This is a genomic window from Treponema phagedenis (assembly GCF_008153345.1).
In the GTDB taxonomy this organism is placed as follows: Bacteria; Spirochaetota; Spirochaetia; order Treponematales; family Treponemataceae; genus Treponema; species Treponema phagedenis.
This window is the reverse complement of the sequence record NZ_CP042818.1, coordinates 612,641-638,741: the sequence shown is the minus strand read 5'-3', so window position 1 is coordinate 638,741 and position 26,101 is coordinate 612,641. Positions and strand designations below refer to the sequence as shown.

The window sequence follows — 26,101 nt, the reverse complement described above, 5'->3', positions numbered from 1 at the left end:
AGTATAAAAATGAGCGCCGTTCAGCGGTGCTGCGATGTGAAATGCAATTGCGGAGGTTTTTAGGATGAGAGTTTTAGTAATTGGCGGAGCGGGATATATCGGAAGTCATGTGGTAAAAGCAATGTTGAAAGCCGGACATGCGGTAACGGTTTTTGATAATCTTTCATCCGGAATGCTTTGCAATTTGTTTGACGATGCCGAGTTTATTGCAGGCGATTGCCGCCACGCAGATGATATTGAGGCAGCCTTTGCGCGCGGCTTTGACGGCGCGGTGTATTTGGCGGCTTTTAAAGCGGTTGGCGAGTCAATGGAAAAGCCCGAAAAGTATTCAATCAATAATATTTCCGCAACGATGAATATCCTGAATACGGCAGTGAAATACGGCTGTCTGCGTTTTGTATTTTCTTCTTCGGCGGCGGTATACGGCTCTCCGCAGTACTTGCCCATAGACGAAAAACATCCGAAAAACCCCGAAAGCTATTACGGCTTTACCAAGTTGAAAACCGAAGAATTCTTGCAATGGTATGATCGCTTAAAAAACCTGAAATTTGCCTCGCTGCGATATTTTAATGCGGCGGGCTATGACCCCGAAGGCGATGTGCCGGGCTTGGAAAAAAATCCTCAAAACCTTTTGCCGATTATTATGGAAACCGCCGCCGGCATGCGCAAAGAGTTGCAAATATTCGGCAGTGATTATGACACGCGCGACGGTACCTGCATTCGCGATTATGTGCATGTCAGCGATTTAGCTGAAGCGCATGTAAATGCGCTGCAATACATCGATGCAAAAAACGAAAGCTTAATTGTAAACCTTGGCAGCGAAACCGGCATTACCGTTACCGAAATGCTGGAAGCGGCGCGAAAAATTACCGGCAAAGAAATCCCCGCCCGCTACGTCGGACGACGCGCAGGAGATCCCGCGGAACTCTACGCGACCTCCGCCCGCGCCCGCGAAACCATTGGCTGGACCCCCCGCTACTCCGATGTAGACACCTTAATAGAATCTACTTGGCGCATGTACCAACAAGCGGCAAAAAAATAAGGGCTTTACCGCCGAAATTTTTGCTTCACATTGAGTATACAGTTTTTTGATACCTCGACTCGCTTTTGATAGATTTTATATAAAAAGGAGCTTGACACGGCGCAACGGCGAGTAGTTTACCATAGGCCGAAGTTTTGAAAATTTACTGTAACTTCGCCAACGAGTTTTAAAGCTTCAATTTTACAATTTTGTGTTGATGCTTTAAAACATCGTTTTGAATTGAGCAAGGGTGAGCAAACTTACCATAGGAATGCTTAAATCCGCATAGCGACATTGTTACTGCCTGATTAGTACAACAACAACGTAATTATAGAGCGAGGCTACACTAAGCTTTTCTTGCCGACAATGTTTTCAAAAACAAACCGCAGGACTCGCAAATTTACGCCAACTTATTCTTCATGCTCTTGTCCTGCGAGCTTGAAGTTTTATAATGACAAAAATAATAAAATATGCTATTATTGCCGATAATAACTAATAAATCTTTACCGGCTTGAGATATAAACTTTTTCATGGTATGTATTAATTTTATGAGAACAAGGAGAATGTATGAAACCTACACTTTTAGTTATGGCTGCTGGGATGGGAAGTCGTTACGGCGGAGTAAAGCAAATAGAAGCGGTCGGGATTCATGATGAAACGCTTTTAGATTATGCTGTTTTCGATGCAATGAAAAGCGGTTTCGGAAAGGTTGTTTTCGTTATTCGAAAAGATATAGAAAAGGATTTTCGAGAGCGTTTTTTTAACCGAATTGCCCGAAATTGCAATGCACAATATGTTTTTCAATCATTGGACTCTCTTTTGACACCGCAGCAGTTTTCAGAGGCGGCAAACAGAAAAAAACCGTGGGGAACAGTACACGCATTGCTTTGCGGAAAAGATGCTATTAGCGAGCCTTTTGCGGTTATTAATGCGGATGACTATTACGGACGTGCAGCGTATCAAACAATCGCAACACATCTATCCACGCTTGAAAATGATTCATCCCAACATGCAATGGTCGGATATGTGCTTGAAAATACTATGAGCCGCTCGGGCTCCGTTTCTCGAGGCGTATGCAATGTGGTGAACGGGCATCTTGTCTCCATGCGGGAAAATACTAAAATTTCATACAGAACCGAAGGGGCAAAAGAGGAGATTATTTCGGAAATTGACGGAGGGATAACCGTCCTCACCGGTAAAGAAACAGTGTCTATGAATTTTTTTGGATTTACTCCGAAAATTTTTGAATACTTGGATGGTTATTTTAAAGATTTTATCTACAAACAAGCTGCAAGTGAAAAAGCTGAGTGCCTTTTACCGAATGCGGTTGGCGAAATGGTTCATGCGGGAGTGGGAAGTATTAAATGCTATACCACCACTGAGCGTTGGTTCGGCATGACATATCCCGAAGATAGAGATATTGTCAGAGGAGAAATCACAAAAAAAATCAATGAGAATTATTATCCTGAATATCTTTGGAAATAATTTCTTGTCCTGTAATACAAAAAGCTTAACCTTTTCAAAAAGGTTAAGCTTTTTTTTGCGATTCCGTAATTTATAAAACAGCCTTTGCTTTACGCGATTTTTATGCGTTATGCGGTTTTATTGTTATTTGCCGCGGCTGCGCTTCCTTTTTTCGAGGAATATCGATGGTCAAAACACCGTTTTTAAACGATGCCTCAACATTTTCGGTGTCGATATCTTCCGGTAAAGTAAAGCGTCTGCTGAAATGATGCGAGCTTCTTTCACGGATAATATACTCCGAGCCGCCCTCTTGCTTTTTTTCCTCTTTCTCGTCATTTTTAGCCGAGGAGATGGTTAACGTTCTGTCCTTCAAATTGAGGTCAACATCTTTTTCGGTATAACCGGGAAGATCGATCTCCATAACATAGGCTTTTTCTGTTTCGCGCACGTCGACATTCGGCATGGGATTGTTTGAAAGTGGCGCGAACACCCCTACGTTTCCAATCCCCTTATCAAAAGCATCGAATAAAGAATCCGTAAATGACGGATTGAAAAGAGTTAAGTTTTTCATTTTGTCCCTCCATATAAAAGTATTTGTTTATGTCAAAGTTTTTGAACTTTGAAGTACTGATTTTTATCAGCACTCACTATAATAAAAGCAAATATCATGCCAAAATAAATGGTTTTATTCAAACAGCTAAGTACTTGATATTCAATGACTTAAAAAAGAGTCGTTTGCTTTATATAGTATTTATCTGGCTGTTGAGATTTATTGCGGAAAATTTAACACGATGTGTAAAAATAATACAATTTACTGTGTTAAAATGAAACAGTTTTTATGCGCTATAAAACAAGAAGCAACCTATCACATAAATTTCCCATTTAGGCTGCCTTAGTAATAGTAAGAGCGTATGAAGATAGGCAAAACCCCGCCTGCAACGTGCGGAGGCGGGGTAACGGCAAGGAGTAAAAAGATAAGCTCTTTTGCAAATTTTTATATTAACGCCACAAATCAAATCTTCCTTTTTGGAACAGTATTTTTAAACCGCCTGTTTTAAACAAAGAAATGTTTGCAATCATTTTTTTCATCGCGGAAGCAATGTAGCCTTTTATATTTATCCCGAAAACCTCTCCGAAAGCGACGGTGTTACCTATTGAACAAACACTTCCTTTAGAGCGGAATATAAAAGGTTTTAAAGATCTTCCCCTGATTTTATTTGCAATATTGGCAGCAGCCGATTCACCCATGGCAATAGCAATTTGTGCGGTTGTTGGAAACGGTCTGTTTGTTGCCATATTGATAAAAGCGGCAACATCTCCTAAAAAAAAGATTTCTTCATGCTCGGGATGTGTAAGAAAATCAGTTATTGAAACTCTTCCCCGTTTTTCAAGAAATCCGGAATTACCGATTATACTACTACCGCGCACACCTGTTGTCCAAACAATGGTATTTGCACGCAATGAATCATTTCTGGTTCCTCGCTTATACTGCACTTCGTTTTCGTTAACCTTGCTGATTGGAGCGTCCAAAAGGATCGTTACATTCTTCGAGCGCAAATACTTGATGGCGTAATCAATCAATCTTTTATGAAACATCGGCAACAGATTCGGCAATGCTTCCACACAGGTAATTTGTACGCGTTCTTGCGGAAAATCATATTGCCTGCTGTACTCCGGGATTGTATCAAGCAACGCACCGACAAATTCGATACTGGTAAAACCAGCGCCACATACGATAATATGTAAATCATTATCATCTTTTGTAAGTACATATCTGTTAAACCGCTCTTCAAGATGCTGGCGGATTCTTTCCGCGGTTTTTAAATTGACCAACTCCAAGGTGTGTTCTTTGACCCCTTCAATCCCAAATGTTTCGGATTCAAAACCGAGTGCAACTACCAAATAGTCATACGTGAGCGGCTCATTATTTTCTAACACAACCGATTTTGTGTTTGCGGAAATTGAAACAACGGTATCTTGAATAAACGTTACGCTTTTCGGATTAATTACATCGGCAATCTTATACGATATTTGCTCAGCGGTTTTATCGCCCGCTGCTACTTCATGAATACATGTAGCTTCATAGTGATAGTCGTTTTTATCAACGAGAATAATCTCCATATTCAGGCGTCTGTCTTGCAAGCATTTGACTGTTCTCATTCCTGCATATCCGGCGCCTAAAACTACAATTCGTGGCTTTTCCATATTCGTTAGCACCCCTTCTAATAAAGGCTTACTATACTCCCTAATTAAAACTCTGTAAAGAGGAAATTTTACCTTCACCGGAAGCGTACGTACAAAGAATAAAAATCATACATGTATGGGCGTTGCGGTTTGGAGCTTTTCTCTTATCCGACTTATTTTTTCCTTGTCGGAGTTGAATACTTCCAAACCGCCGGCGTACTACGGGCTTCACTATCGTTTCGGCTCTTTTTGCGCTATGTTAGGCGCGCAAAAAGGATCCGGCTTCGCGCTTTTGAAAAAGCGCTTCGCCGCCCTCCGTATGCCTAACGCAGGTCAAGATATTTTTGCTTAGAAAAATGTTGCAAAAATATCTTGACCTCGAGTTTTGTAATTAACTTCCTGTTATAAAAATCGGGGTATCAACAGTCAGTACATATTTAGCTGAATTAAAAAACCAATTAAAGATATCAAAAACTTATATCGGTTTTTAAATTGCCAGGCATAATACGCACCGGCTATCTGACCAGGACAAGAGCATGAAAAACTTATTTTTGTAATTTAGGCACCGATTCAATTCAATTTAGAATAGTTTGCAGCGGTTTTCGACATGATTGTCTTTAAAATTTATCGCAATATAGAAAAATCTAAGTAAGATATTTACCAAATTTAGATTTTATGTGCCTTATTACAATTTACGAGACATTAGTATCGGAATAAATATATCCGCACTTTAGGATATTCTTCATGCTCTTGTCGTACTATCTGACTCCGCAGGCTTTCGTTATTTTATATAATAGTATATAATAAACGCTATCGTAAATTTATTTTATTTTCCGAAAAAGACGTGTTTCTTTTAATTTAAATGATTACAGCGATTGACGGGGGATAATAATTGATATATAATTACCTTAATATTTACCTGCGGGAAATAAACTTTTTAAGTATTTTAAGGAGAAAAAGTATTTTTGTTCTATTATTTTATCTGAATTATAATAAGATTAAATAGCAAAAATAAGGAATTTAGTAGATGCGTGTTTTATTAGTATGCAATACTATAAAACATGCGGCTAAATTGATAAATGATGTAAGAAAGTTTTGAAAACTAATCCATAGGAGAGGAAGGAAAACAATGGAATTTAATGTACCTAAAACACATGAACTTTTTAGGCAAATGATTCGTGAGTTTGTCGAAAAAGAAGTGAAACCGCTCGCCGAAGAAATTGACGAAGAAGAGCGATTCCCCAGTGAAACAGTAAAAAAAATGGCGGAAATCGGTATCATGGGTATCCCCATCCCAAAAGAGTACGGCGGAGCCGGCGGGGATAATTTAATGTATGCGATGGCTGTTGAAGAGCTTTCAAAAGCTTGCGGTTCAACCGGCGTTGTGGTGTCCGCCCATACCTCGTTGGGAACATGGCCTATTTTGAAATTCGGCACGGATGCACAAAAAGAAAAGTATCTTCCGAAGCTTGCCAGTGGAGAATGGATTGGCGCTTTCGGGCTTACCGAACCGAATGCCGGTACTGATGCTGCCGGACAGCAAACCACCGCAGTTTTGGATGAGGCAACCAATGAATGGGTGCTGAACGGATCTAAAATATTTATCACCAATGCAGGTTATGCAAATGTGTACATTATTTTTGCTATGACCGATAAATCAAAAGGCGTAAAAGGTATTTCCGCCTTTATTGTTGAATCGACAACGCCCGGCTTTTCAGTCGGTAAAAAAGAAAAGAAGCTTGGTATTAAGGGCTCCGCTACCTGCGAGCTGATTTTTGAAAATGCAAGAATTCCGAAAGATAATCTCTTGGGAGATGTAAACAAAGGATTTAAGATTGCGATGATGACCCTTGACGGCGGAAGAATCGGAATTGCTTCACAGGCGCTCGGTTTGGCACAAGGGGCTTTGGACGAAACCGTGAAGTATGTCAAGGAGCGAAAACAGTTCGGTAGACCTATTTCCGCTTTCCAGAATACACAATTCCAGCTTGCTAATCTTGAAGTTAAGGTAGAAGCTGCTCGTCTTTTGGTATATAAAGCCGCTTGGGCAGAGTCTAACGGGCTGCCGTACTCGGTGGATGCTGCACGGGCAAAACTTTTTGCGGCGGAAACTGCAATGGAAGTTACCACAAAGGCAGTACAGTTCTTCGGCGGATACGGCTATACCAGAGAGTATCCGGTTGAAAGAATGATGCGAGATGCAAAGATAACCGAAATCTACGAAGGAACTTCCGAAGTACAAAGAATGGTTATCGCAGGAAATCTTTTAAAATAAGGAGCTGGAGGAATAAAGATGAATATAGTAGTTTGTATAAAGCAAGTTCCCGATACAACTGAAATTAAGCTTGATCCGGTAAAAGGGACACTGATTCGAGACGGCGTTCCCAGTATTATGAATCCGGATGATAAGGGCGGATTGGAAGAAGCGTTAAAGTTAAAAGATGCCTACGGCGCACATGTAACCGTTATTACGATGGGACCGCCTCAGGCTGAAGCAATTTTACGCGAAGCCTATGCAATGGGCGCAGACCGCGCTATTTTGCTCACCGACAGAAAATTCGGCGGAGCGGATACGCTTGCGACCTCTTATACATTGGCGGCGGCATTAAAAAAACTTGATGCAGACCTTGTTATCGCCGGAAGACAGGCAATCGACGGAGATACCGCACAGGTAGGACCCGAAATTGCAGAGCTTTTAGGCTTGCCGCAAGTATCGTATGTAAAAGAACTTGCTTATGATAAATCTTCCAAAAGCTTGACAATAAAACGAGCTGTAGAAGACGGATACTATCTGTTAAAAGTAACTCTTCCCGCTCTTATAACCGTACTTGCCGAGGCTAATAAGCCGAGATACATGCGCGTAAAAGGTATTATCGAAACCTATGATCGCGAAGTGGAAGTATGGTCATTTGATGATATTGATGTAGACCCTGCCTGCATAGGTCTTGCCGGCTCCCCTACAAAGGTAAAGCGCGCTTTTACAAAAGGTGTAAAAGAGCCCGGTGTGCTTCATGAAGTTGATGCACGGGAAGCTGCAAATATTATCTTAGAGAAACTTAAAGAAAAGTTTATCTTTTAGTGAGGGAGGAAGAATATGAACATAAATGATTATAAAGGCATTCTCGTTTTTGCAGAGCAAAGAGACGGGGTTCTTCAAAATGTCGGTTTGGAATTGCTTGGCAAAGCAAAAGAATTATCGGAAAGTTTAGGCACCGCTGTTTCCGCAATTCTTTTAGGAGAAAATATAAAAGGACTTGCATCGGAACTGGTTGCATTCGGTGCGGATAAGGTTTTCGTTGTTGATAAAAAAGAGTTAAAACTTTATGACACCGAAGCATATACTCAAGCCTTGCATGCGGTAATAACCGCCGAAAAGCCTGAAATTGTTCTTTTTGGGGCAACTACCCTAGGAAGAGATTTAGCTCCGCGAGTTTCTTCTCGATTGCGGACAGGGCTTACCGCTGACTGCACCAAGCTTGAAATTTCCGAAGACAAACAGTTCTGGATGACTCGTCCCGCATTCGGCGGCAACTTGATGGCTACCATTGTGAGCCCGGACCACCGGCCGCAAATGTCAACGGTCAGACCGGGCGTTATGAAAAAATTGCCGAAAGATGAATCTCGCAAGGGCGAAATTGTTGACTTCCCTGTTGAAATTGACCATTCAAAATTAAAGGTTGAAATCCTTGAAGTAGTAAAAGAAGAAGGACATAAAATCGACATCGCCGATGCGCATATTCTTGTCTCCGGCGGTCGAGGCGTTGGTCCGAAAGCAAACTTCAAAGTATTGGAAGACCTGGCAAAAGAAATCAATGCGGAAGTTTCCTCTTCAAGAGCTCAGGTTGATGTCGGCAATATGCCACATAACCGACAGGTTGGACAAACCGGAAAAACAGTTCGTCCTGATGTCTATTTTGCCTGCGGAATATCCGGGGCTATTCAGCACCTTGCCGGTATGGAAGAGTCGGACTTTATCATTGCAATAAACAAGGATAAATTTGCTCCGATATTCTCGGTTGCGGACTTAGGCATTGTCGGCGACCTGCATAAGGTTTTGCCGATTCTTACCGAAGAAATTAAAAAATATAAGGCTTCTAAATAGTTTAGCCAAAAGCGCTTATGCGCTCTTTAGTTTAATACACGGAACAGTTTAATTTTTTTAAGCTGTTCCGTTTTATATTTTTTGCTATACTATGCGCTCCTAGCACTTCCGGTCATGCTGTGTATTATTTTTTACTATTCGGATTATGCAGTTTATAACGTGCATTACAACCTGATCATTAAAAAACTGCGGTTTGTTTTTAAAAAATTTAATCAGTTTTTTTGCTTTTCAAATAGGCAGCCTTAGCAAGCGGATAAATAAATTTTTTTATCTTTTGAGTTAATTCGTCTTCCAACTCTTTTTCTTTGCCTTCAAAAAAAGGAATTGAAAACGCAAAATTTTTCATTTTATAAGTAGGATTGCCGCCTGTCATAGTTTCCCAAAAACTGTATGATTCCATTATGTGTTTAAATTTTTCCTTATCTTTTTTGTAATACCTCCAGATAAGATCGTCTTCGTTAAGTTTTTTTCCAAAAACAAAATGCTCAAAACCGAACTCATTAGCAAAATTTTGCAACGAGTCAAAATCCGCATTAAAAATAATACAATTATTTGCTTGCCTCCGCAGTTCTCCTAAAAAACTATCGTGCTGAAATGTGTTCAGCCTTGTTTTAAAAGGTTCTCCGTCTTTTGTCGGCATGATAGCAATTGTTTGAACATAATCCAATGCATTTACTTCAACTTGTCTCATACTAAAACTCCTTAAAAAATATTGTAAGATCCTCATATATGTTATAAATAGCTTTTAAAAAAGTTCAAATTTTTTTTAAAAAGATGATTTTTTTTATTACTGTCCTGATACCAAAAAATAGTTAAATAATTACAGTATATTGCTTATAAGTTGGATACAAACTTTGTTGATATTGTTATACAAATGTCTCGCCTGTGTATTTTTTTAAATATGAAATTTGATCAAATTGTTGATCCTTATAAACTATGCAAAGATGTAACAAGTCTTGATCACTGGGGAAATGGTGATGTTAAACTATCTTTTGAGCATACATCTGATATTGATAACATAATGCCTTTAATCGAACAGTCGTATAACCTCCAAGCCGATTAAAAACGCAAGATAGGAATCCGACAGCACCAGCTTCCCAATCAGTTACCATCCAGGCGGTTTTATAGGCTGTCAGCCCGCCGAGGCGCGACCTACCTAAACCCTCACACTTCGTATCCTATCTTGCGCGGGTTAGTTTAGCATAAAGTGATGGTGCAAAGAAGCCATAACTATAACGGCTTGCGGATTTAGCATCCCTATGGTAAGTTTGCTCACCGTTGCGCCGTGTCGAGCTCTTTGTTGTAAAATTTTAAAGAATGTTACAATACCGTGTTTTTTATTATGTTTCGAATACAAGCTCCTACTTGTTTTTTCAGGTAAAAAGTGTCAGTATGTTACTATGAGAAAGCTTGCCTTATCTTTGATACTGCTGTTTTTTTTAGTCGCTCTTTTTGCGCAAGGTAGTGATACCGGCAGCCGGCAAAATCCGGAGACGGTGTCGGCTGATGAAGCCGAACAGCAGGCAAAAGTTGTTTCTTTTTCTTTGATGCCGCGTGGGGATGCGGTAATCATTAGCTGGAAGACAGATATTCCTAATGCTCGGCTTATTTTGTATCGATCTATAAAACCTTTTAGAGATTTGAGCTCTCTTGCAACCGCCGTTCCACTTGCGTCTTTTGTCGATAACGGGATGCCGTACATTGATTATCCTATTCCCCATATCCCGTATTACTATGCACTCGTTTCAGAGTCTGATTTATTGTCAAGTCAGTTTAGATTTATACCGGGAGAAAACACTTCGTCAGAAGCAATAGAGATTTTTTCCGAAGATATTATAAAAAAACCGGCTATTCCGCCTGTGCGGCCAATTCCGCTCCCTTATTTGCAGCTGCCGCAGCAGGAAAAAAAAGAAAAGCATTTTTTTTCTTCAAAAACCGAAGCTATTCTGCGATCGCTTACCGCTAAAAAATATACGTATACCGACCTTTCCGACTTAAGTAGATACCGAAAAGTGGAAATACTTCAAAATGAAGTTTCTGCACCCTCGACGGGAGATGCGCAAACCCTGCGTACTATTGTTTTTGAAGAATTACAGCAAGCACACTGGGATAAGGCAATAACACAGTTGCAACAGTTTTTATCCTTACAGCGCACGAAGCGTATTACTGCCAGAAGTTATTTTTATCTTGGGCAAGCGTATTTTTTTACAGAGGATTTTAAATCTGCGCTGTTAGCATTCTTAACTGCCGAAAAATTCTATCCTAAGCAATCAAAGGAGTGGATTCAATACACGCTCATGCAAATGGGAAATTGAGCAAGAGTAAAAGACAGGCTCTTTGCGTTGTTTTACGCATTTCGCCGTTTAGCGAATGCTGCGTAAAAGAGCTAAAAGCAAATTCATTTGCTGTCCGGGAGAGACTGTGTCGGTTTCTACCTTTGCTTCTTTTTCTTTTATCGGTTCGCGAATGACAATATCTCCTGCATTCATGCGATCATAGTATCCCTTGCGTTTTAAAAGCCCTTCGCTTAAATCTTCAGAAGTTTTGGTAACCGTAAAAGTGCCTAGGACATCTTGCTCTCGATATAATAGTCCCAAGCCTTCTTTTTGTACCGTTACCGAATCTTTTTTGAGTACCAAAAAAGAGGCTTCGTTTAAGTCTTCAATATCGCCGGTGCCTAAATCAATTACTGATTCCGATTGATACCTGTTCACGAGGGAGCCGACAATAGGTAGTTTTTCCGTGAGCATTTGGGTAAGTCTGCGTAAAGAGTTGGCAAAACGGTCATTCCCTGATCGATAGACTTTAAAGCTTGAGGCCTTTGAGCCTGTTGAAGCAATATATAAATCAAGCGTTAGGCAAATATCCCGGTCGTTCTCTTTTATTGAAATAATACCGAAATAATCATTGCCAGCAAGTCGCGCTTTTCTAAACGCTTCGGTGTAAGAGTAGGATTTTTCAGTATCTGCGACAATATTAAAACGTCTGTTGTATGAAAAAGAGTCTTTAACCTGCATTGCGGTAAATCGCTCTGCCTCGGGGTGGAATACATTAGTAGGATCGGTATGATAAAATATGGCAATAGAGACATGCGCTTTGTCTAAGTACAACGGATCTATTTTCCAGCGATTTTGAATTGAGTATGCCTGTTTTTTTTCATATGCCTCTACCGAGTCGTTGATTCGTGCATTGCTTTTATTAATTGATTGTATAAATTTGAGTTGTTCAAGATGGCGCGCTGGGAAACCGAAGCGTAAAAGCAGTTTTGCATAGGATTCTCGCGCGGTAAAATCATACGGATATACTTTTAAAGCGCGGCGATATTCATATAATGCTTGTGAACTCATGTTTCTGTGAGCAAAGCCTTTTCCTTTTTCTACATGGAAATCGGCAAGCTCTTTTCGATACATATCTTCAAATTCAAGATTAATAATTGCAATTTCTTCTAAGAGGATGCGCATAATCTCATTATCTGGTTCTACCGAGAGTCCGAGTTTTGCGGTTTGCAAAGCTTCCGAGTTTTTACCGAGTTTGAGTAAGCTCAGCGTTTTTACATACCATGCGTGCGCTTGATTTCTGTCATACGCAATAAGTTGATCGCAGATGTCAATAACTTTTTGATATTTCCCTTGTGCGTATAAAATTGAAGCAAGCAGCTCCGATGCTTCTTTATAATGCGGTTGTATTTTTAATGCGGTTTCAAGCCGTACTTGCGCTTCACTATATTTTCCGTCAAGGGCGGTAAGATAAGCGGCAAAAAAATGCACTTGCGGATAGTCGCCGTGATACCGCAGCGCTTGCAGAATATAGGTTTCCGCTGCTTGTTTGTTTCCCGTTTCATAAGAAATCAGTGCAAGGGACAAAAGAGCCTTTCTGTTTTCGGTCTGCCGTTCAAGCGCCGCCTTATATAACATGGAAGCTCCGGTAAGTCTGCCGGCAACAACATCAATTTCCGCCATGCCGAATCGAGAATCAAGATCATTCGGATAAGTTTTTAAAACTTCGGCAAATACTTTTTTTGCATCCCCGACCTTGCCAAGCCCGATAAGCGCAAAGCCCTCAATATTTTGTAATTCGGCATTATTCGGCATAAATTTTTGCGCTTTTTTTATGTTTTTTAGCGTTTCTTCGTATTCGCCAAGCGCATAAAAACATTCTGCCATACCCTGATATACCAGATTGTATGAAGCGTTTTTTTTCAATGCTTCCTGATAAAACTCAATCGCCGTATACCAATCTTCTTTTGCTTGGGCTTTTCTACCTTTTTCAAACAAATCCGTGCTTGTCTGCGCAAAAGCTATTGCAGAAATCATAAGCAAAAAGATACTTATTGTTGTCTTTATTTTCATATTATCCCGCCCCGTTTGCTTCTTGCCGCAGCACCACATGTTTATACTCGGCAAGGAAAATTAATAGTTTTAAACTAAAAGCTTTTGGAAACCGTATGCCGGCAATATTTTGATGTTTCCTCTAAACTTTTTTGCGATGCTTTTTATAAGTCGCTGCCGGTAAAACTTTCAGATAAAAGTTTGTAGCGCGTTCTAAAAGCTCACCGTGTTTTCAGAAACGCCTTTTTTTTATTCTTCAGCTTCCGCCTCTTTGGATATCGGCGGTTTTTTAACAATCTTTACTGTATTTATTTTATGACCTTCCATATCTTGGATAATAAAATCAAAATCATGCCAAGATACTTTTTCATATTTTACCGGAATTTTACCGAAAAGATCAAAGACAAAACCGCCGAGCGTGTCGAACTCTTCCGACGGGAATTCCGTTTCAAGAAATTCCGATAAATCGTCCATATTTATACGGGCATCACAGAGCCAGACATCATCTCCTAAGGGAGAAATATCCTCACGTTCATTGTCAAACTCGTCTTGGATATCTCCGACAATTTCTTCGATAATATCTTCCATACAAACAATACCGGAAACGCCTCCGTATTCGTCAACCGCAACGGCAATATGCACATGCCGACGTTTAAACTCTCGCAGTAAGCCGTCAATACGTTTTGATTCGGGAACAAAAAAAGGTTTTCTGATAATTTTACTCAACGCTATTTCTTCCGGTTTACCGAAAAGCTTAATGAGGTCTTTTACATATAGTACCCCGACAACATTATCAATTGATTCGTCATATACGGGAAATCGGGAATGCCCGCTTTCCGCAATCTTTTCGATAAGTTCATGGGATTCAATATCCAAAGCAAGAAAATCAACATCAATACGGGGAATCATAACCTCTTTTACCGAAGTGTCTGAAAGGTCTACAATACCTTGGATCATGTCTTTTTTCTCTTCATTAAGATCATCTTGAAGCATGTGAGAAACCTCTCTTTTTTTTCTCAATTTTTCAAATATTTTCATATTTATTCTCGATATAATTCCTCTGCAGTTTCTGCTAAAATTTTTTCCTGTAACTGAAGCATTTCCTGTTCAGGTGAGTTGTCCGTATGATCCATGCCGAATAAATGCAGCACACCGTGAATAAGCAAACGCCTCAACTCTTCATCTATTGATACATAAAACGCATATGCATTTGCTTTTACGCTGTCTAAACTGATGATAATGTCTCCCGCAAGGATACGCGCTTCGCCGTCTTCGTTAAAATATTTTTCGCCGTTTTCAAAAGAAAGCACATCGGTAGGAGAATCTATGTGGCGGTAAGTTTTATTTAATGTATGGATAAATTCATCATTGCAAAATACAACGGAAAGATCCCAGTTTTGTATTTCCATCCGCTCCAAAACCTTCAGTAAAAAAGATTCAACTTTAGGCAACCAGAGCGGATCATCGATCAGATTTTCAGTAGAAATAAAAACCCTATTTTCGTTAGGCATTGGCAGATCCCTTTACAATCTCTTTTTTTGCGGGCTTGGTTTCTTTTTCATCAGGATCTTTTTGATTCGGATATTCTATGCGCGAATGATAATAGCCTGCAAGAATCGAAACAAAGCTTGCCTTAATTGTCTTAATATCTTTAAAGGTTAAATCAGAGTTGTCAAGCTGATGCATTTGTATTTTTTTCTCTACCAGCATGTCAATGAATTTTTCAAGTCTCGGAATTGAGGGTTTTTCCAGGGTTCTGCATGCGGCTTCTACTACGTCGGCAAGCATTACAACCGCGGATTCTTTTGTTCGCGGAGGAACGCCGGGGTAAGTAAAGTCTTCCGGATCCGCAGCGGGATTGATAGCTTTTTCTTTTTCATAAAAATAGGAAATAATGCTGTTCCCATGATGCTCACCGATAATATCAATAACCGCTTGCGGCAAATGCATTTGGCGCGCTTTTTCAATGCCGATTTTTAAATGGCTTCTGATGACAGTGGCGGAAAGGCGAGGGTTTAAATCAAGATGTTTACTGTCGCCTGTTTGGTTTTCTACAAAATACTCACCGTTTTCCATTTTTCCGATATCATGATAATAGGCGCCAACGCGTGCCAGTAAAGGGTTTGCTCCGATTTCTCTGCAAGCGCTTTCAGCCAACGTAGCGACCATCATTGTATGGTTATACGTGCCTGAAACAGTAACCAGCATTTTTTTCATAATCGGAGAATTTAAATCCGAGAGTTCCATTAATCGGAAGCTTGTCGTTGTATTGAGCAGGGTTTCTAAAATCGGTAAAAACCCCAGTACAAGGATTCCGCTTAAAAAACCGTTTATTGTGGCTCCTCCCGCGATAAATAGCAAATCATTAAACGATTGCGGAAAGGCTATCATTAGTATAAGTGTAAAAATCGGTTGAACGATCATAAGACTGCAAGCGGTTTTTATTAAATCCAGTCTCTGTCCGGTAATGTGCAGCAATGAAATGGTTGCAAAGCCTGAAAAAAGAGAAAAAAGCATCGGCTCAATTTTAAACTCCATGGCAATTAATATAGCGAGCGCGGTTATAATGGATGAAATAACTGCTATTCGCTCGGAAATCAGAGTCGCAATTAAGGCGGTAATTAAAGCCGTAGGCAAAATCGGAATAAGATTAAGCGGTAAACTGAAAAGCGGCAGCTTTGAAACAAATAACACCAGCACATAGACAAGCGCCGTTGAATACAGGATAAGCAAAGAAAAGCTTAGGCTAAGCGGCGAAGGGCTTATTCGTTTACCGAATAAGAATATGGCAAGTACGTACAGCAAACATAGAAACAGAGTCATCGCCGTAAAAACTCGCCGGTCAATATAATTTCCGGATTTCGCATACGCCATAAGCCGTTGGTAATTTTCAGATGTTATGATAAATCCGCTTCGTACAATTTTTTCACCTTTTTCAATGGTTACCATCACCGGCTCAACTTTTTTGAGTGCATTGTCCATTGCTTTTTCACTTTCGTTCATATCATACAAAATATTCGGTGTTATAAAAGGAACAACAAAGGCGGTAAACAATTCCGCATATTTTTCAAGCTTTATATTCTTTACGATTGAGGTAATAAAGCCGGGGATATCGGTTTTATTTAACAACTCTGTTTTTGCAACGACTGCATAATCTTGCGTGGTATTCGTTTTGGAAAGAACGGTAATCTCGGTTTTATTAAAATTTTCCAAACCCTTATCGGGAAATTCCACTACTCCTCTACTGTAAATTTGCTTAAATAAGCTTAAAGAAAGCAAAAGGAATTTGTCCACATCTTCTATATGGAATAAGGTTTCCACTGCAGCGTTTGATATCTTCGCAGGATACCGCTCTTGCACCGCAAGTAAAAAAGATTCTTCGGAAAGACCTTTTTCGTATAATTCGCTTAAAAAGTGCGTTAACTCAGTGTAAAGACTGATATTCGCCGCGGCAACTTCCGCACTGCGGATGAACACCGCATTAACCGATTGCATTCGTGCAGTTTTACGTAAGGCGGTTGCGTCCTCATCAATAAATGAAAGAGTTTTATTGACCACCACATCTCTATCCGCAACGCGTCCCGGCTCAAAATCATAAAGTTTGAATTTATTAAAGCCGCCGCTTTCCCTGATGCTGATATAAGTTGCAAGCAGCAGTAAAAGAAGAGAAACAATAATATTAATTAACAGCACTTTATTATGCAGAAGATATTCCCGCACTTGAGTAAGAAATATTTTTATAGGATTAGTTTTTGTCTTTATCATATGCATCAATAATTTTTTGCACCAGTGTATGCCGCAGCACCTCTGATGATGAAAATCGTATAATTCCGATATCCGGAATATTCTCAAGCAAACTTGCGGCATGCGATAAGCCTGAAGTAATCTTGAGCGGAATATCCGTTTGTGAAGGATCTCCGGTTATAATAAGTTTTGATCCTTCTCCCATTCTGGTTAAAAACATTTTCATTTGCTCTTTCGTAGTATTTTGCGCCTCATCAAGGATAACAACCGCAGAATGCAAGGTTCTGCCTCTCATATAAGCTAACGGCGCAACTTCAACAGTATTACTTTCTTCCATACTGCGCAAAAGATCGGCAGGGAGCAACGTTTCCATAATGTCAAACAAGGGTCTGAGATACGGATTGATTTTTTGCACAAGATCTCCCGGTAAAAATCCGAGATTTTCTCCCGCCTCCACTACGGGACGAGTTAAAATCAACTTTTTAAACCGCCCCGAAAGAAGCATTTGCAAGGCGACTGCCACCGCAATATATGTTTTTCCCGTTCCCGCAGGCCCAAGCCCGAAAGTAATTGAATTTTTTTGGATGGAGCCGATAAACGCAACCTGCTTTTTTGTTTTCGGATACACCGACCTGATACCGCGCGGAATATAAATACAAGCCGGCGCTCCATTAAACACTTCTGAATCTTCAATAACGGCAACCGCTGACTGTACCGCTTCAAATGAATTATCCTCATTTAAGCGCGGATAATGTAATACCGTGTCAACCAATGTCTGAAACTTTCTGCAAACAGCTTCATCATTACTCAGTACGGACAGCTCATTTCCTCTTACTACAACCGGAGCACCAAGATACTCTTCAAATAATGATACATTCGCATCATTTACCCCGCATAAAGAAGCCATAAGCTCTTGATTCCCTAAAACAATTGTATACGCAGTATTCAAATCATCTCCAAGTGTTTTTTAACATATTCTTTTATATAAAAGATACACCTTTAATGTAACGATAAAAAATAGATACAGTCAAGAGGGCAGGAGCACGAAGAATATTCTAAAGTGCGGATATATTTATTCCGATACTAATGCTTCGTAAATTGCAATAAAGCACATAAAATCTAAATTTGGTAAATATCTCACGTAGATTTTTATACATTGAGATAAATTTTAAAGGCTCATATGTTGAAATCAGGTGCAACCTATTCGAAATTGAGTCAAATTCCTGCGTAAATGACAAAAATAAGGTTTTCGTGTTCTTGTCCTGAGGAATGTGCTTGAAAACTTTTATATCATTACCCGAGTGTAAAACAGTATAAAAAGCGATCTATAAAATGAAAAGGAGAACCTGCATCAATTCCAGCGCACGGAACGGAAACAAAGCTTTACTGTTTTTCTTCACTTCGTCAGTCGAGTTTAAAAGTATCCACAATTAGTACAACGTTTTTGATAACTCAACCGGATTTTAATACATTTTATACAAATCGAGAGCTCGACACGGCGCAACGGTGGGCAAACTTACCATAGCGTCAAATATTTTTTTGTCTATGCGTCGCCTAACCACTGTATTCCGCCGCCCGCGGTTCCACGCAGATGGTTTGGTTTTGACAAGGACGTCAAAAACTCCGAACCGCCTCGGATGGCGGTGGTTCCAAACAGAAACGATGTTTTAAAGCAGAGTGGTTTACAAAGCTTTAAAATTCGTGGGCTTGGTTTTTGCCACGGACGTCAAAACTCAGCACGGGCACGGACGCCCGTAGTTCCACGCAGAATTGAGTTTGAAAACTACCACAGCATACTCGGAGTTTTCAAACTCATAGGTTTGGTTTTGACACGGATGTCAAAACCAAACATGGACTCTTTTTTCTTAAATGGTGCATTAGGATGTCTTGCCCCTCTTTGACAGAAACTTGTTTTTTCTTTATACTGCAGAAAATATAAGCCCGAAGATGAGGAATGTTATGAGTGATATAAGAGAACACTGGCGCTCAATTGTAGCGGGGGCTGTGTCTTCGCTTTTACCTGAAGGCTCGGCGCCCCTTCAGTCTGACCAAATTACAATGGAAGTCCCTCCCAATCCCGAGATGGGAGATGTCGGCTTCCCTCTTTTTCCCTTTGCAAAACTTCTCCGTGCGGCTCCCGCAAAGATTGCCGCGGATGTTCATGCACTGCTGCAAAAGAACCCTGCGCTGAAGGATATGGGAACAGTTAAAATTATCGGCCCGTACATCAATGTTTTTTTGCCGAAAGATAAGATAGCCGAAAAGACCTTGCGCGCGGTTATTGAGCAGGGAAAAAACTACGGTAAAACGGAAAGCTTAAAAGGCAAAAAGATAATGGTCGAGTTTTCAAGCCCGAATACCAATAAGCCGCTTCATTTGGGACATTTACGGAATGATGCAATCGGGGAAAGTATTTCCCGTATTTTTGAATTTTGCGGTGCTGACGTATATAAGGTAAATATTATTAACGACCGCGGTGTGCATATCTGTAAATCAATGCTTGCCTATATGAAATTCGCAGACGGTAAAACGCCTGAAAGTCTCGGCATAAAGCCCGATCGCTTTGTCGGAGAAATGTATGTGCAGTTTAATACCTACAGTAAAGAGAACCCCGAAAAGGCGGAGCAGGAAGCGCAGGAACTGTTGCGCAGCTGGGAAGCGGGAGATAAGCCTGAGGTGCTTGAGCTGTGGAGGAAAATGAACGATTGGGCAATTCAGGGAATTAAACAAACCTACGAGCGCACCGGTGTTTCTTTTGATAAACTCTATTTTGAAAGTGAAACCTACCTGAAGGGGCGGGAAGAAGTACTTGAAGGCTTGGCAAAAGGGCTCTTTTATAAAGAAGAGGACGGCTCTATTTGGGTTGATTTAAGTCCGATTAAGCTTGATAAAAAAGTCTTGCTGCGCGGCGATGGAACAGCCTTGTATATTACCCAGGACTTCGGAACGGCAATTTTCCGGCATAATGACTGGCCGTTTGACCGGCTGATTTATGTAGTAGGGAATGAGCAGGAATATCATTTCAAGGTGCTTTTTTATGTACTCGGTCTTCTTGGTTATGACTGGGCAAAGAATCTGTACCACCTTTCATACGGCATGGTAAACCTTCCGGAAGGAAAGATGAAAAGCCGTGAAGGCACGATTGTTGATGCGGATGATCTTATCAACAGCTTACGCGATGTGGCATTAGCGGAAATAGAACAAAAAGGCAGAAGCGAGGCAGTCGGCGATCCAAAAGAGGTTGCGGAAAAGATAGCACTTGCTGCGTTACATTATTTCCTCTTGCAAGTGAGTCCGAAAAAGGACATGCTTTTTAATCCGCAAGAATCCCTTTCGTTTAACGGGAACACAGGGCCTTACTTACAGTATATGGGAGCGCGAATTACCTCAATCTTAAAAAAGGCCGAAACCGAAGAAGGGAAGCAAAGTATTTCAGGCGGGTCGGTAAAGCCGGCGCTTCTTACGCATGAGTCGGAGTGGACACTGCTTAAAACCATAGAGGACTTCCCGCAGCAGGTTTCCCGTGCGGCGGATCAATACGATTCAAGCATTGTAACGGCATATCTGTATGAGTTATCCAAAAACTTCAGCCGCTTTTATCACGATTGCCCGATATTGTCGGCGGGGAATGCGGACTTGGCGGTAACCAGATTGGAACTTGCCCGCGCCGTAAAAATTGTGCTTGAAAATGCGGTGCGCCTTGTGTTGGTTCCCTTCCTTGAGGTAATGTAAAAAACGGTTATTGTTCTGCCGCAGCAGACAATGCCGGATTAATAAACTTTCCCGCAATTACATACTATCGAATGTAATTGCGGGAAGGTGCCGGAATTACCGGTTAAATCGTCGTACGTAAAAAAATCGGCTCTTGAACAAGAGCCGTTTTTTGTATGACGGGTTCTTTTATAATGTCGATGAAAGTCCTGAACGAGCAATGCGCGTCCTGTAACTAATTGTTATTCTACTAATCGGAGTATCAACAATACTGGTATAGTATTTTGTAATTAAGTTGCTGTTAGTAATCGGATCATTAACTGGAGCTTGCAGATTCAGCATTCCTATGGTAAATTGCTCACCGGTGTCAAAATCAGAACGGGCACGGACGGCGGTGGTTCCAAGCAGAAACGATGTTTTAAAAGCATAAACTTTTTCTAAGTGCTTTTAAAACTCGTGGTTTGGTTTTGCCACGGACGGCAAAACCAAACCGTCGGGTCGGACTCTCTTTTTATAAAACTGTCTTGATTTGTATAAGATGTATTAACAAAAAAAATCAAATATTAAAAAACGCTACACTAGTATAACGTTTTCCTGAAAAGTATATTGTATTTTTCTTTGGTTTGTGATACTATCTCAACAGCTTTTTATCACTAAGGAGTATTGCATGCCAAAACCGCCGAGTAAACTTGAACTAAATCCTGAAGAGCTCACGTACCTTGAATCACTTGTTCGTTTACGAACAATCCAAGCACAAACGCTCACGCGTGCACGAATACTTTTGCTTAAAAGCAAGGGGCTGTCCATTAAGGAAACAGCCGACAAGGTAGGCTATACGTATAGAAGCGTTGCGCTCTGCCTTAAGAAATATAAGCAGGGCGGCGTAGAGCATGCTCTCACCGATGCACCCGGACGCGGAAACAATCCGGAAATTACCGATGAAGAGAAATCGTGGATTATAAATCTCGCTTGTCAAAAACCGACTACTTTTGGGTATGCTGCAGAAACATGGACTTACGCACTGTTAACAAAGCATATTAACACCACCGCTGAAAGTGCAGGATACCTACGGCTCGCTACTATCCATAAAACAACGGTATTTAAAATACTAACTGAAGCAGACATTAAACCTTACAAAATAGAATATTACTGTGAAAACAGAGACCCTGACTTTGATAGAAAAATGCACAATGTTTTGCTCGTTTATAAGCAACTTGAACTTTATTTTGAGGAAAATAAGCCATTACAGACAGAAGAAGGGAAGAATATCCATGTTGTTTCGTATGATGAGAAGCCCGGCATACAAGCTATCGCGACGACAAGCGATGATTTACCTGCTGATGAAACCCATCAATGCATTCGCCGTGATTATGAATACAAACGGCTTGGCACGCTCTCACTTTTAGCAGGCATTGATTTACAGACGGGGGATGCCATTCCTCTTGTAAGCGACAGTCACACCAGTAAAGATTATGTGCAATTTCTTAAAATACTTGATGAACGATACCCGCAAGAAGATAAAATTAGAATCATTTTGGATAACTTAAAAGTACATACCTCCAAAGAAACCATTCGATATCTTTCAACGGTACCGGGAAGATTTGAGTTTGTGTTTACGCCAAAGCATGGTTCTTGGTTAAATATGATTGAAGGATTTTTCAGCAAACTAACAAGACAACTGTTGCGGGGCATGAGAGTAAAATCAAAAACAGAGTTAGTTAATCGACTGTATAAATACTTTGACGAGATTAATGAAGAGCCAGTCGTATTCCATTGGAAATACAATCTTGATGATCTCGATGTTTCTGAAGCAGTTATAACCGACGCTCTCAAATATGAACTTAATTACAAAACGTTATACTAGTGTAACGTTTTGTAATTAACTTCCTGTTATACAAATCGGAGTATCAACAATGAGGGACTGCGGATTTAAGCATTCCTATGGTAAATTGCTCACCGTTGCGCCGTGTCGAACTCTTTTTTATAAAATTGTCTTGATTTGTATAAGATGTATTAACAAAAAAAATCAAATATTAAAAAACGCTACACTAGACAAGTGTGGGATAATAAAGCTTGAAAAGTAATCATAATTTCAAAACATAAACTCTGTAAGTAAAGGGCAAAAGAATAAAGTCTAAATTGTGTAAAATAAAAAGTTTATGCAGACTCCTTTCATCCTAAATTTTACTAATGCAATAAATTCATAAGTTTTTCTTGACATATTGAAATTCTGTTATATACTCTACCTAATAGGTTTTACACCTAAACTACCATGTAGGAGGTTTAAAATAGCAGTTATTAACGTTACAAGTGAAATAATGCCTTTAAAAAGGGTTTTACTTCACAGACCGGGCAAAGAGTTACTGAATCTGACTCCGTCAAGGTTGGGAGAATTACTATTTGATGATATTCCTTTCCTCGAGACAGCCCAACAAGAACACGATGTGTTCGCAAAGATTCTCAAGGACAACGGTGTAGAAGTTGTATACCTTGAGGACTTAATTACCGAAACTCTTGATCAAAATAAGGGTTTACGGGAACAGTTTACAAAACAATTTATTGTTGAAGGAGGAATGAATACTAAAAAGTATCAAAAGATTTTATTAGATTTCTTTAATAAAATTACGGATACAAAACAATTTATTCTTAAAACAATGGAAGGAATTAACCTAAACGAGCTTACACTTGATAAGAGCAACTCTTTAGATGACCTTGTAAGCGATCCTTCAACGCTTGTACTTGATCCTATGCCAAATCTATATTTTACACGAGACCCCTTTGCCTCGGTAGGAGACGGCGTAGTGCTTAATAGAATGTATTCGGTTACACGCAATCGAGAAACAATTTATGCCGACTACATTTTTAAACATCATAAAGACTATAAAGGGCAAGTTGAATTTCTTTACGATAGAAATAATGCATTTCATATCGAAGGCGGAGATATTCTTAATATCAATGAAAAGGTTTTAGCGATAGGTATTTCTCAAAGAACTGAACCTGACGCAATTGACCAATTAGCAAAAAATATTTTCTATCATTCAAAATGTAAGGTTGAAAAAATCCTTGCATTTGATATCCCGTCTACAAGAGCTTTCATGCACTTAGATACAGTATTCACTCAAATTGATACAGACAAATTTACCGTTCACCCCGGAATACTTGGAACTTTACAAGTGTTTGAAATTACAAAGACAAATAATGAGGAAGAGGTAAAAGTCAAACTCATTGAAGATACACTGGAGCATATATTAAAAAAGTATGTAGGTCATGATGTCGAATTAATTCTTTGCGGCGGCGGAGATCAAATCGCTGCCGATAGGGAACAATGGAATGACGGTTCAAATACACTATGTATTAAGCCGGGTACTATTGTTGTATACGAAAGAAATACGGTAACTAATGCGGTTCTACGCGAAAAAGGGCTTAATGTTATTGAAATGCCAAGTGCTGAGCTTTCAAGAGGCAGAGGCGGTCCGAGATGCATGAGCATGCCGTTATATAGAGAAAATTAAACACCAGGTTAAGGAAGGAAAAATGCCTATAAATTTACAAGGTAGAAGTTTTTTAAAACTACTCGATTTTACAACAGATGAGATTAAATATCTCTTGGATTTGGCAAAAGATTTTAAAAATCTTAAACGAACAAGAACCCCGCACAGATATTTAGAGGGAAAAAACATCGCTCTATTATTTGAAAAAACGTCTACAAGGACTCGGTGTTCATTTGAAGTCGGTGCGTATGATCTTGGGATGAATGTAACATATCTTGAGCCGGGAACATCGCAAATGGGCAAAAAAGAGTCTATTGAAGATACTGCAAGGGTACTTGGCAGATTCTACGACGGTATTGAGTACCGAGGTTTTTCACAAGAAATTGTGGAAGAAATCGCCGCAAAAGCCGGAGTGCCGGTTTGGAACGGACTTACCGATGATTTTCACCCGACGCAAATGTTAGCGGACATTATGACGGTTGAAGAAAACTTCGGATATTTAAAAGGTTTAAACCTTACTTTCTTTGGTGATGCAAGAAACAATGTTGCCAATTCATTGATGGTTGTATGTTCTAAGCTGGGAATTAACTTTACCGCCTGCGGTCCGAAAAAGTTGATGCCGAAAGACGAGCTTGTTCAGACGTGCAAGGAAATCGCAAAAGAAAATAAATGCACGATCACCCTCACTGATGACCTCAAAAAGGGAGCCGAAGGTGCCCATGTCCTTTATACCGATATTTGGGTATCAATGGGCGAGCCGGATGAGGTATGGACGGAAAGAATTAAACTTCTGGAGCCGTATCGAGTTGATAAAAAGGTAATGGCAATGGCACATGAGGATGCAATTTTCTTGCACTGTTTGCCTTCATTCCACGACACCAATACAACTATCGGAGCTGACATAGCAAAGAAATTTCACGTAACCGAAATGGAAGTTGCCGATGAAATTTTTGAATCCCCTCAATCGAAGGTATTTGATGAAGCCGAAAACCGGATGCATACTATTAAAGCGGTTATGTATGCAACGCTCAAGTAAGGTGTCTCTATGGGTAAAAGAATTGTAATTGCTCTCGGAGGCAATGCTCTCGGTAATTCTCCCGAAGAGCAATTAGAGCTTGTAAAAAATACGGCTAAGGCAATAGTCGATCTTGTCAAAGAAGGCTATGAAATTATTATTGGGCACGGAAACGGTCCGCAAGTCGGAATGATTAACCTTGCGATGGAAATAGCCGCAAATGAGAACGAAAAGATTCCGGCAATGCCGTTTCCCGAATGCGGTGCGATGAGTCAAGGCTATATCGGATATCACCTGCAGCAAGCAATAGGAAATGAGCTGAAAAAACAAAAGCTTGATAAAACCTGTGTAACGCTTGTGACTCAGGTAGTAGTTGATAAAAACGATAAAGCTTTTTCAAATCCTACAAAACCGATCGGCTCATTCTATTCGGAAGAAGAATCAAAGAAAATTGCAAAGGAAAAAGGCTATACCTTTGTTGAAGATTCCGGTAGAGGCTATAGAAGAGTGGTTGCATCTCCCTTGCCTGTTGAAATCGTGGAGCTTAACACGGTTGAGTCTGTGGTTAAAACAGGGAACGTTGTAATTACCGTTGGCGGCGGAGGAATACCGGTTATTAAAACCGATAAAGGTCTTGAAGGTGTTCCCGCCGTTATTGATAAAGACGCTTCAAGTGCAAAACTTGCTCTTGATATTAAGGCGGATATGCTGATCATTTTGACTGCTGTTGAAAAAGTGGCAATAAACTTTAATAAACCTAATCAGGAAAACCTTTCAAAATTAAATCTTGCTGAAATAGACAAGTATATTAAGGAAGGGCATTTTGCAAAAGGTTCAATGCTTCCAAAAGTTGAGGCATGTCAAAGATTTGTTGCACAAAGCGGCGGAAATGCGGTTGCGATTATTACATCGCTTGAAAAAGCGGCGGAAGCAATCAAAGGAAATACCGGTACCGTTATTACCAAATAATAAGGAAACAGTGACAAACAAGCAGGCTAAAAAGCCTGCTTGTTTATTGTTAGTGAGTTTTGCTTTTGTAGC

The 26,101-nt window shown here is 40.1% G+C and carries 20 protein-coding genes; 12 read left to right on the top strand and 8 right to left on the bottom strand.

Annotation, left to right across the window (positions count from 1 at the left end; translation table 11 throughout):
- Positions 1 to 64: 64 nt before the first annotated feature.
- Together galE and FUT79_RS02800 are read left to right on the top strand one after the other, a co-directional pair.
- Positions 65 to 1,042, top strand: coding sequence for a UDP-glucose 4-epimerase GalE (gene galE, locus FUT79_RS02805; protein WP_024752113.1), 978 nt, complete (start codon positions 65 to 67; stop codon positions 1,040 to 1,042).
- 546 nt (positions 1,043 to 1,588) lie between these two features.
- The gene (locus FUT79_RS02800; RefSeq protein WP_024752112.1) at positions 1,589 to 2,506 is read left to right on the top strand and encodes a nucleotidyltransferase family protein; all 918 of its coding nucleotides are present in this window, start codon (positions 1,589 to 1,591) and stop codon (positions 2,504 to 2,506) included.
- Between the two features lie 100 nt (positions 2,507 to 2,606).
- Here FUT79_RS02800 and FUT79_RS02795 read toward each other — a convergent pair whose 3' ends face one another.
- Together FUT79_RS02795 and FUT79_RS02790 are read right to left on the bottom strand one after the other, a co-directional pair.
- Positions 2,607 to 3,056 (bottom strand): Hsp20/alpha crystallin family protein, encoded by a 450-nt coding sequence (locus FUT79_RS02795; protein ID WP_024752111.1) that lies wholly within the window; start codon positions 3,054 to 3,056, stop codon positions 2,607 to 2,609.
- A 428-nt stretch (positions 3,057 to 3,484) separates the two neighbouring features.
- Positions 3,485 to 4,690: an NAD(P)/FAD-dependent oxidoreductase gene (locus FUT79_RS02790; RefSeq protein ID WP_024752110.1), complete on the bottom strand. Its 1,206-nt coding sequence runs from the start codon at positions 4,688 to 4,690 to the stop codon at positions 3,485 to 3,487.
- A gap of 1,108 nt (positions 4,691 to 5,798) precedes the next feature.
- Here FUT79_RS02790 and FUT79_RS02780 point away from each other — a divergent pair.
- From FUT79_RS02780 to FUT79_RS02770, 3 genes are read left to right on the top strand one after another with little or no spacing between them, the layout of a single operon-like run.
- Entirely contained in the window at positions 5,799 to 6,944 is a 1,146-nt protein-coding gene (locus FUT79_RS02780) for an acyl-CoA dehydrogenase (protein ID WP_002701426.1), read from the top strand.
- An 18-nt stretch (positions 6,945 to 6,962) separates the two neighbouring features.
- The gene (locus FUT79_RS02775; protein WP_024752108.1) at positions 6,963 to 7,748 is read left to right on the top strand and encodes an electron transfer flavoprotein subunit beta/FixA family protein; all 786 of its coding nucleotides are present in this window, start codon (positions 6,963 to 6,965) and stop codon (positions 7,746 to 7,748) included.
- 15 nt (positions 7,749 to 7,763) lie between these two features.
- The gene (locus FUT79_RS02770) at positions 7,764 to 8,771 is read left to right on the top strand and encodes an electron transfer flavoprotein subunit alpha/FixB family protein (protein ID WP_002701423.1); all 1,008 of its coding nucleotides are present in this window, start codon (positions 7,764 to 7,766) and stop codon (positions 8,769 to 8,771) included.
- A 208-nt stretch (positions 8,772 to 8,979) separates the two neighbouring features.
- Here FUT79_RS02770 and FUT79_RS02765 read toward each other — a convergent pair whose 3' ends face one another.
- Positions 8,980 to 9,462 carry a hypothetical protein gene (locus FUT79_RS02765; protein WP_002701421.1) on the bottom strand — a complete coding sequence of 161 codons (483 nt, stop codon included), beginning with the start codon at positions 9,460 to 9,462 and terminating at the stop codon, positions 8,980 to 8,982.
- A 138-nt stretch (positions 9,463 to 9,600) separates the two neighbouring features.
- Between FUT79_RS02765 and FUT79_RS15865 the strand changes: the two genes are divergently transcribed.
- The gene (locus FUT79_RS15865; RefSeq protein ID WP_262373117.1) at positions 9,601 to 9,834 is read left to right on the top strand and encodes a DUF5655 domain-containing protein; all 234 of its coding nucleotides are present in this window, start codon (positions 9,601 to 9,603) and stop codon (positions 9,832 to 9,834) included.
- A gap of 337 nt (positions 9,835 to 10,171) precedes the next feature.
- Positions 10,172 to 11,086, top strand: coding sequence for a tetratricopeptide repeat protein (locus FUT79_RS02755; protein ID WP_148879587.1), 915 nt, complete (start codon positions 10,172 to 10,174; stop codon positions 11,084 to 11,086).
- A 48-nt stretch (positions 11,087 to 11,134) separates the two neighbouring features.
- On the opposite strand, the gene FUT79_RS02750 is transcribed toward FUT79_RS02755, so the two are convergent.
- From FUT79_RS02750 to FUT79_RS02730, 5 genes are all read right to left on the bottom strand, one after another.
- A complete protein-coding gene (locus FUT79_RS02750) occupies positions 11,135 to 13,120 on the bottom strand; it encodes a tetratricopeptide repeat protein (RefSeq protein WP_024752106.1) in 1,986 nt (661 codons plus the stop codon).
- A 228-nt stretch (positions 13,121 to 13,348) separates the two neighbouring features.
- Complete coding sequence (locus FUT79_RS02745; protein ID WP_002701410.1) at positions 13,349 to 14,137, bottom strand: hemolysin family protein; 789 nt, start codon at positions 14,135 to 14,137, stop codon at positions 13,349 to 13,351.
- 2 nt (positions 14,138 to 14,139) lie between these two features.
- Positions 14,140 to 14,610 (bottom strand): rRNA maturation RNase YbeY, encoded by a 471-nt coding sequence (gene ybeY, locus FUT79_RS02740; protein WP_024752105.1) that lies wholly within the window; start codon positions 14,608 to 14,610, stop codon positions 14,140 to 14,142.
- Complete coding sequence (locus FUT79_RS02735; protein WP_024752104.1) at positions 14,603 to 16,864, bottom strand: HD family phosphohydrolase; 2,262 nt, start codon at positions 16,862 to 16,864, stop codon at positions 14,603 to 14,605. The genes ybeY and FUT79_RS02735 overlap by 8 nt, the downstream gene beginning before the upstream one ends.
- The gene (locus tag FUT79_RS02730) at positions 16,845 to 17,792 is read right to left on the bottom strand and encodes a PhoH family protein (RefSeq protein WP_024752103.1); all 948 of its coding nucleotides are present in this window, start codon (positions 17,790 to 17,792) and stop codon (positions 16,845 to 16,847) included. Before FUT79_RS02730 ends, FUT79_RS02735 begins: the two co-directional genes overlap by 20 nt.
- A 1,010-nt stretch (positions 17,793 to 18,802) precedes the next feature.
- Here FUT79_RS02730 and argS point away from each other — a divergent pair.
- The 5 genes from argS (at position 18,803) to arcC (ending at position 26,029) form a co-directional block, all read left to right on the top strand.
- Positions 18,803 to 20,575 (top strand): arginine--tRNA ligase, encoded by a 1,773-nt coding sequence (argS, locus tag FUT79_RS02720; protein ID WP_148879261.1) that lies wholly within the window; start codon positions 18,803 to 18,805, stop codon positions 20,573 to 20,575.
- Between the two features lie 646 nt (positions 20,576 to 21,221).
- On the top strand, positions 21,222 to 22,418 hold the full coding sequence (locus FUT79_RS02715; RefSeq protein ID WP_148878912.1) for an IS630 family transposase: 1,197 nt from the start codon (positions 21,222 to 21,224) through the stop codon (positions 22,416 to 22,418).
- A 424-nt stretch (positions 22,419 to 22,842) separates the two neighbouring features.
- The gene (gene arcA, locus FUT79_RS02710) at positions 22,843 to 24,066 is read left to right on the top strand and encodes an arginine deiminase (RefSeq protein ID WP_024752100.1); all 1,224 of its coding nucleotides are present in this window, start codon (positions 22,843 to 22,845) and stop codon (positions 24,064 to 24,066) included.
- A 22-nt stretch (positions 24,067 to 24,088) separates the two neighbouring features.
- The gene (gene argF / locus FUT79_RS02705; protein WP_024752099.1) at positions 24,089 to 25,081 is read left to right on the top strand and encodes an ornithine carbamoyltransferase; all 993 of its coding nucleotides are present in this window, start codon (positions 24,089 to 24,091) and stop codon (positions 25,079 to 25,081) included.
- Positions 25,082 to 25,090: 9 nt separating this feature from the next.
- The gene (gene arcC, locus FUT79_RS02700; protein ID WP_024752098.1) at positions 25,091 to 26,029 is read left to right on the top strand and encodes a carbamate kinase; all 939 of its coding nucleotides are present in this window, start codon (positions 25,091 to 25,093) and stop codon (positions 26,027 to 26,029) included.
- Positions 26,030 to 26,101 lie beyond the last annotated feature (72 nt).

What these genes read in the sequence shown, in the direction of transcription:
- galE (WP_024752113.1), top strand. Translation starts at nt 65, where the DNA reads ATGAGAGTTTTAGTAATTGGCGGAGCGGGATATATCGGAAGTCATGTG.
- FUT79_RS02800 (WP_024752112.1), top strand. Translation starts at nt 1,589, where the DNA reads ATGAAACCTACACTTTTAGTTATGGCTGCTGGGATGGGAAGTCGTTAC.
- FUT79_RS02795 (WP_024752111.1), bottom strand. Translation starts at nt 3,056, where the DNA reads ATGAAAAACTTAACTCTTTTCAATCCGTCATTTACGGATTCTTTATTC.
- FUT79_RS02790 (WP_024752110.1), bottom strand. Translation starts at nt 4,690, where the DNA reads ATGGAAAAGCCACGAATTGTAGTTTTAGGCGCCGGATATGCAGGAATG.
- FUT79_RS02780 (WP_002701426.1), top strand. Translation starts at nt 5,799, where the DNA reads ATGGAATTTAATGTACCTAAAACACATGAACTTTTTAGGCAAATGATT.
- FUT79_RS02775 (WP_024752108.1), top strand. Translation starts at nt 6,963, where the DNA reads ATGAATATAGTAGTTTGTATAAAGCAAGTTCCCGATACAACTGAAATT.
- FUT79_RS02770 (WP_002701423.1), top strand. Translation starts at nt 7,764, where the DNA reads ATGAACATAAATGATTATAAAGGCATTCTCGTTTTTGCAGAGCAAAGA.
- FUT79_RS02765 (WP_002701421.1), bottom strand. Translation starts at nt 9,462, where the DNA reads ATGAGACAAGTTGAAGTAAATGCATTGGATTATGTTCAAACAATTGCT.
- FUT79_RS02755 (WP_148879587.1), top strand. Translation starts at nt 10,172, where the DNA reads ATGAGAAAGCTTGCCTTATCTTTGATACTGCTGTTTTTTTTAGTCGCT.
- FUT79_RS02750 (WP_024752106.1), bottom strand. Translation starts at nt 13,120, where the DNA reads ATGAAAATAAAGACAACAATAAGTATCTTTTTGCTTATGATTTCTGCA.
- FUT79_RS02745 (WP_002701410.1), bottom strand. Translation starts at nt 14,137, where the DNA reads ATGAAAATATTTGAAAAATTGAGAAAAAAAAGAGAGGTTTCTCACATG.
- ybeY (WP_024752105.1), bottom strand. Translation starts at nt 14,610, where the DNA reads ATGCCTAACGAAAATAGGGTTTTTATTTCTACTGAAAATCTGATCGAT.
- FUT79_RS02735 (WP_024752104.1), bottom strand. Translation starts at nt 16,864, where the DNA reads ATGATAAAGACAAAAACTAATCCTATAAAAATATTTCTTACTCAAGTG.
- argS (WP_148879261.1), top strand. Translation starts at nt 18,803, where the DNA reads ATGAGTGATATAAGAGAACACTGGCGCTCAATTGTAGCGGGGGCTGTG.
- FUT79_RS02715 (WP_148878912.1), top strand. Translation starts at nt 21,222, where the DNA reads ATGCCAAAACCGCCGAGTAAACTTGAACTAAATCCTGAAGAGCTCACG.
- argF (WP_024752099.1), top strand. Translation starts at nt 24,089, where the DNA reads ATGCCTATAAATTTACAAGGTAGAAGTTTTTTAAAACTACTCGATTTT.
- arcC (WP_024752098.1), top strand. Translation starts at nt 25,091, where the DNA reads ATGGGTAAAAGAATTGTAATTGCTCTCGGAGGCAATGCTCTCGGTAAT.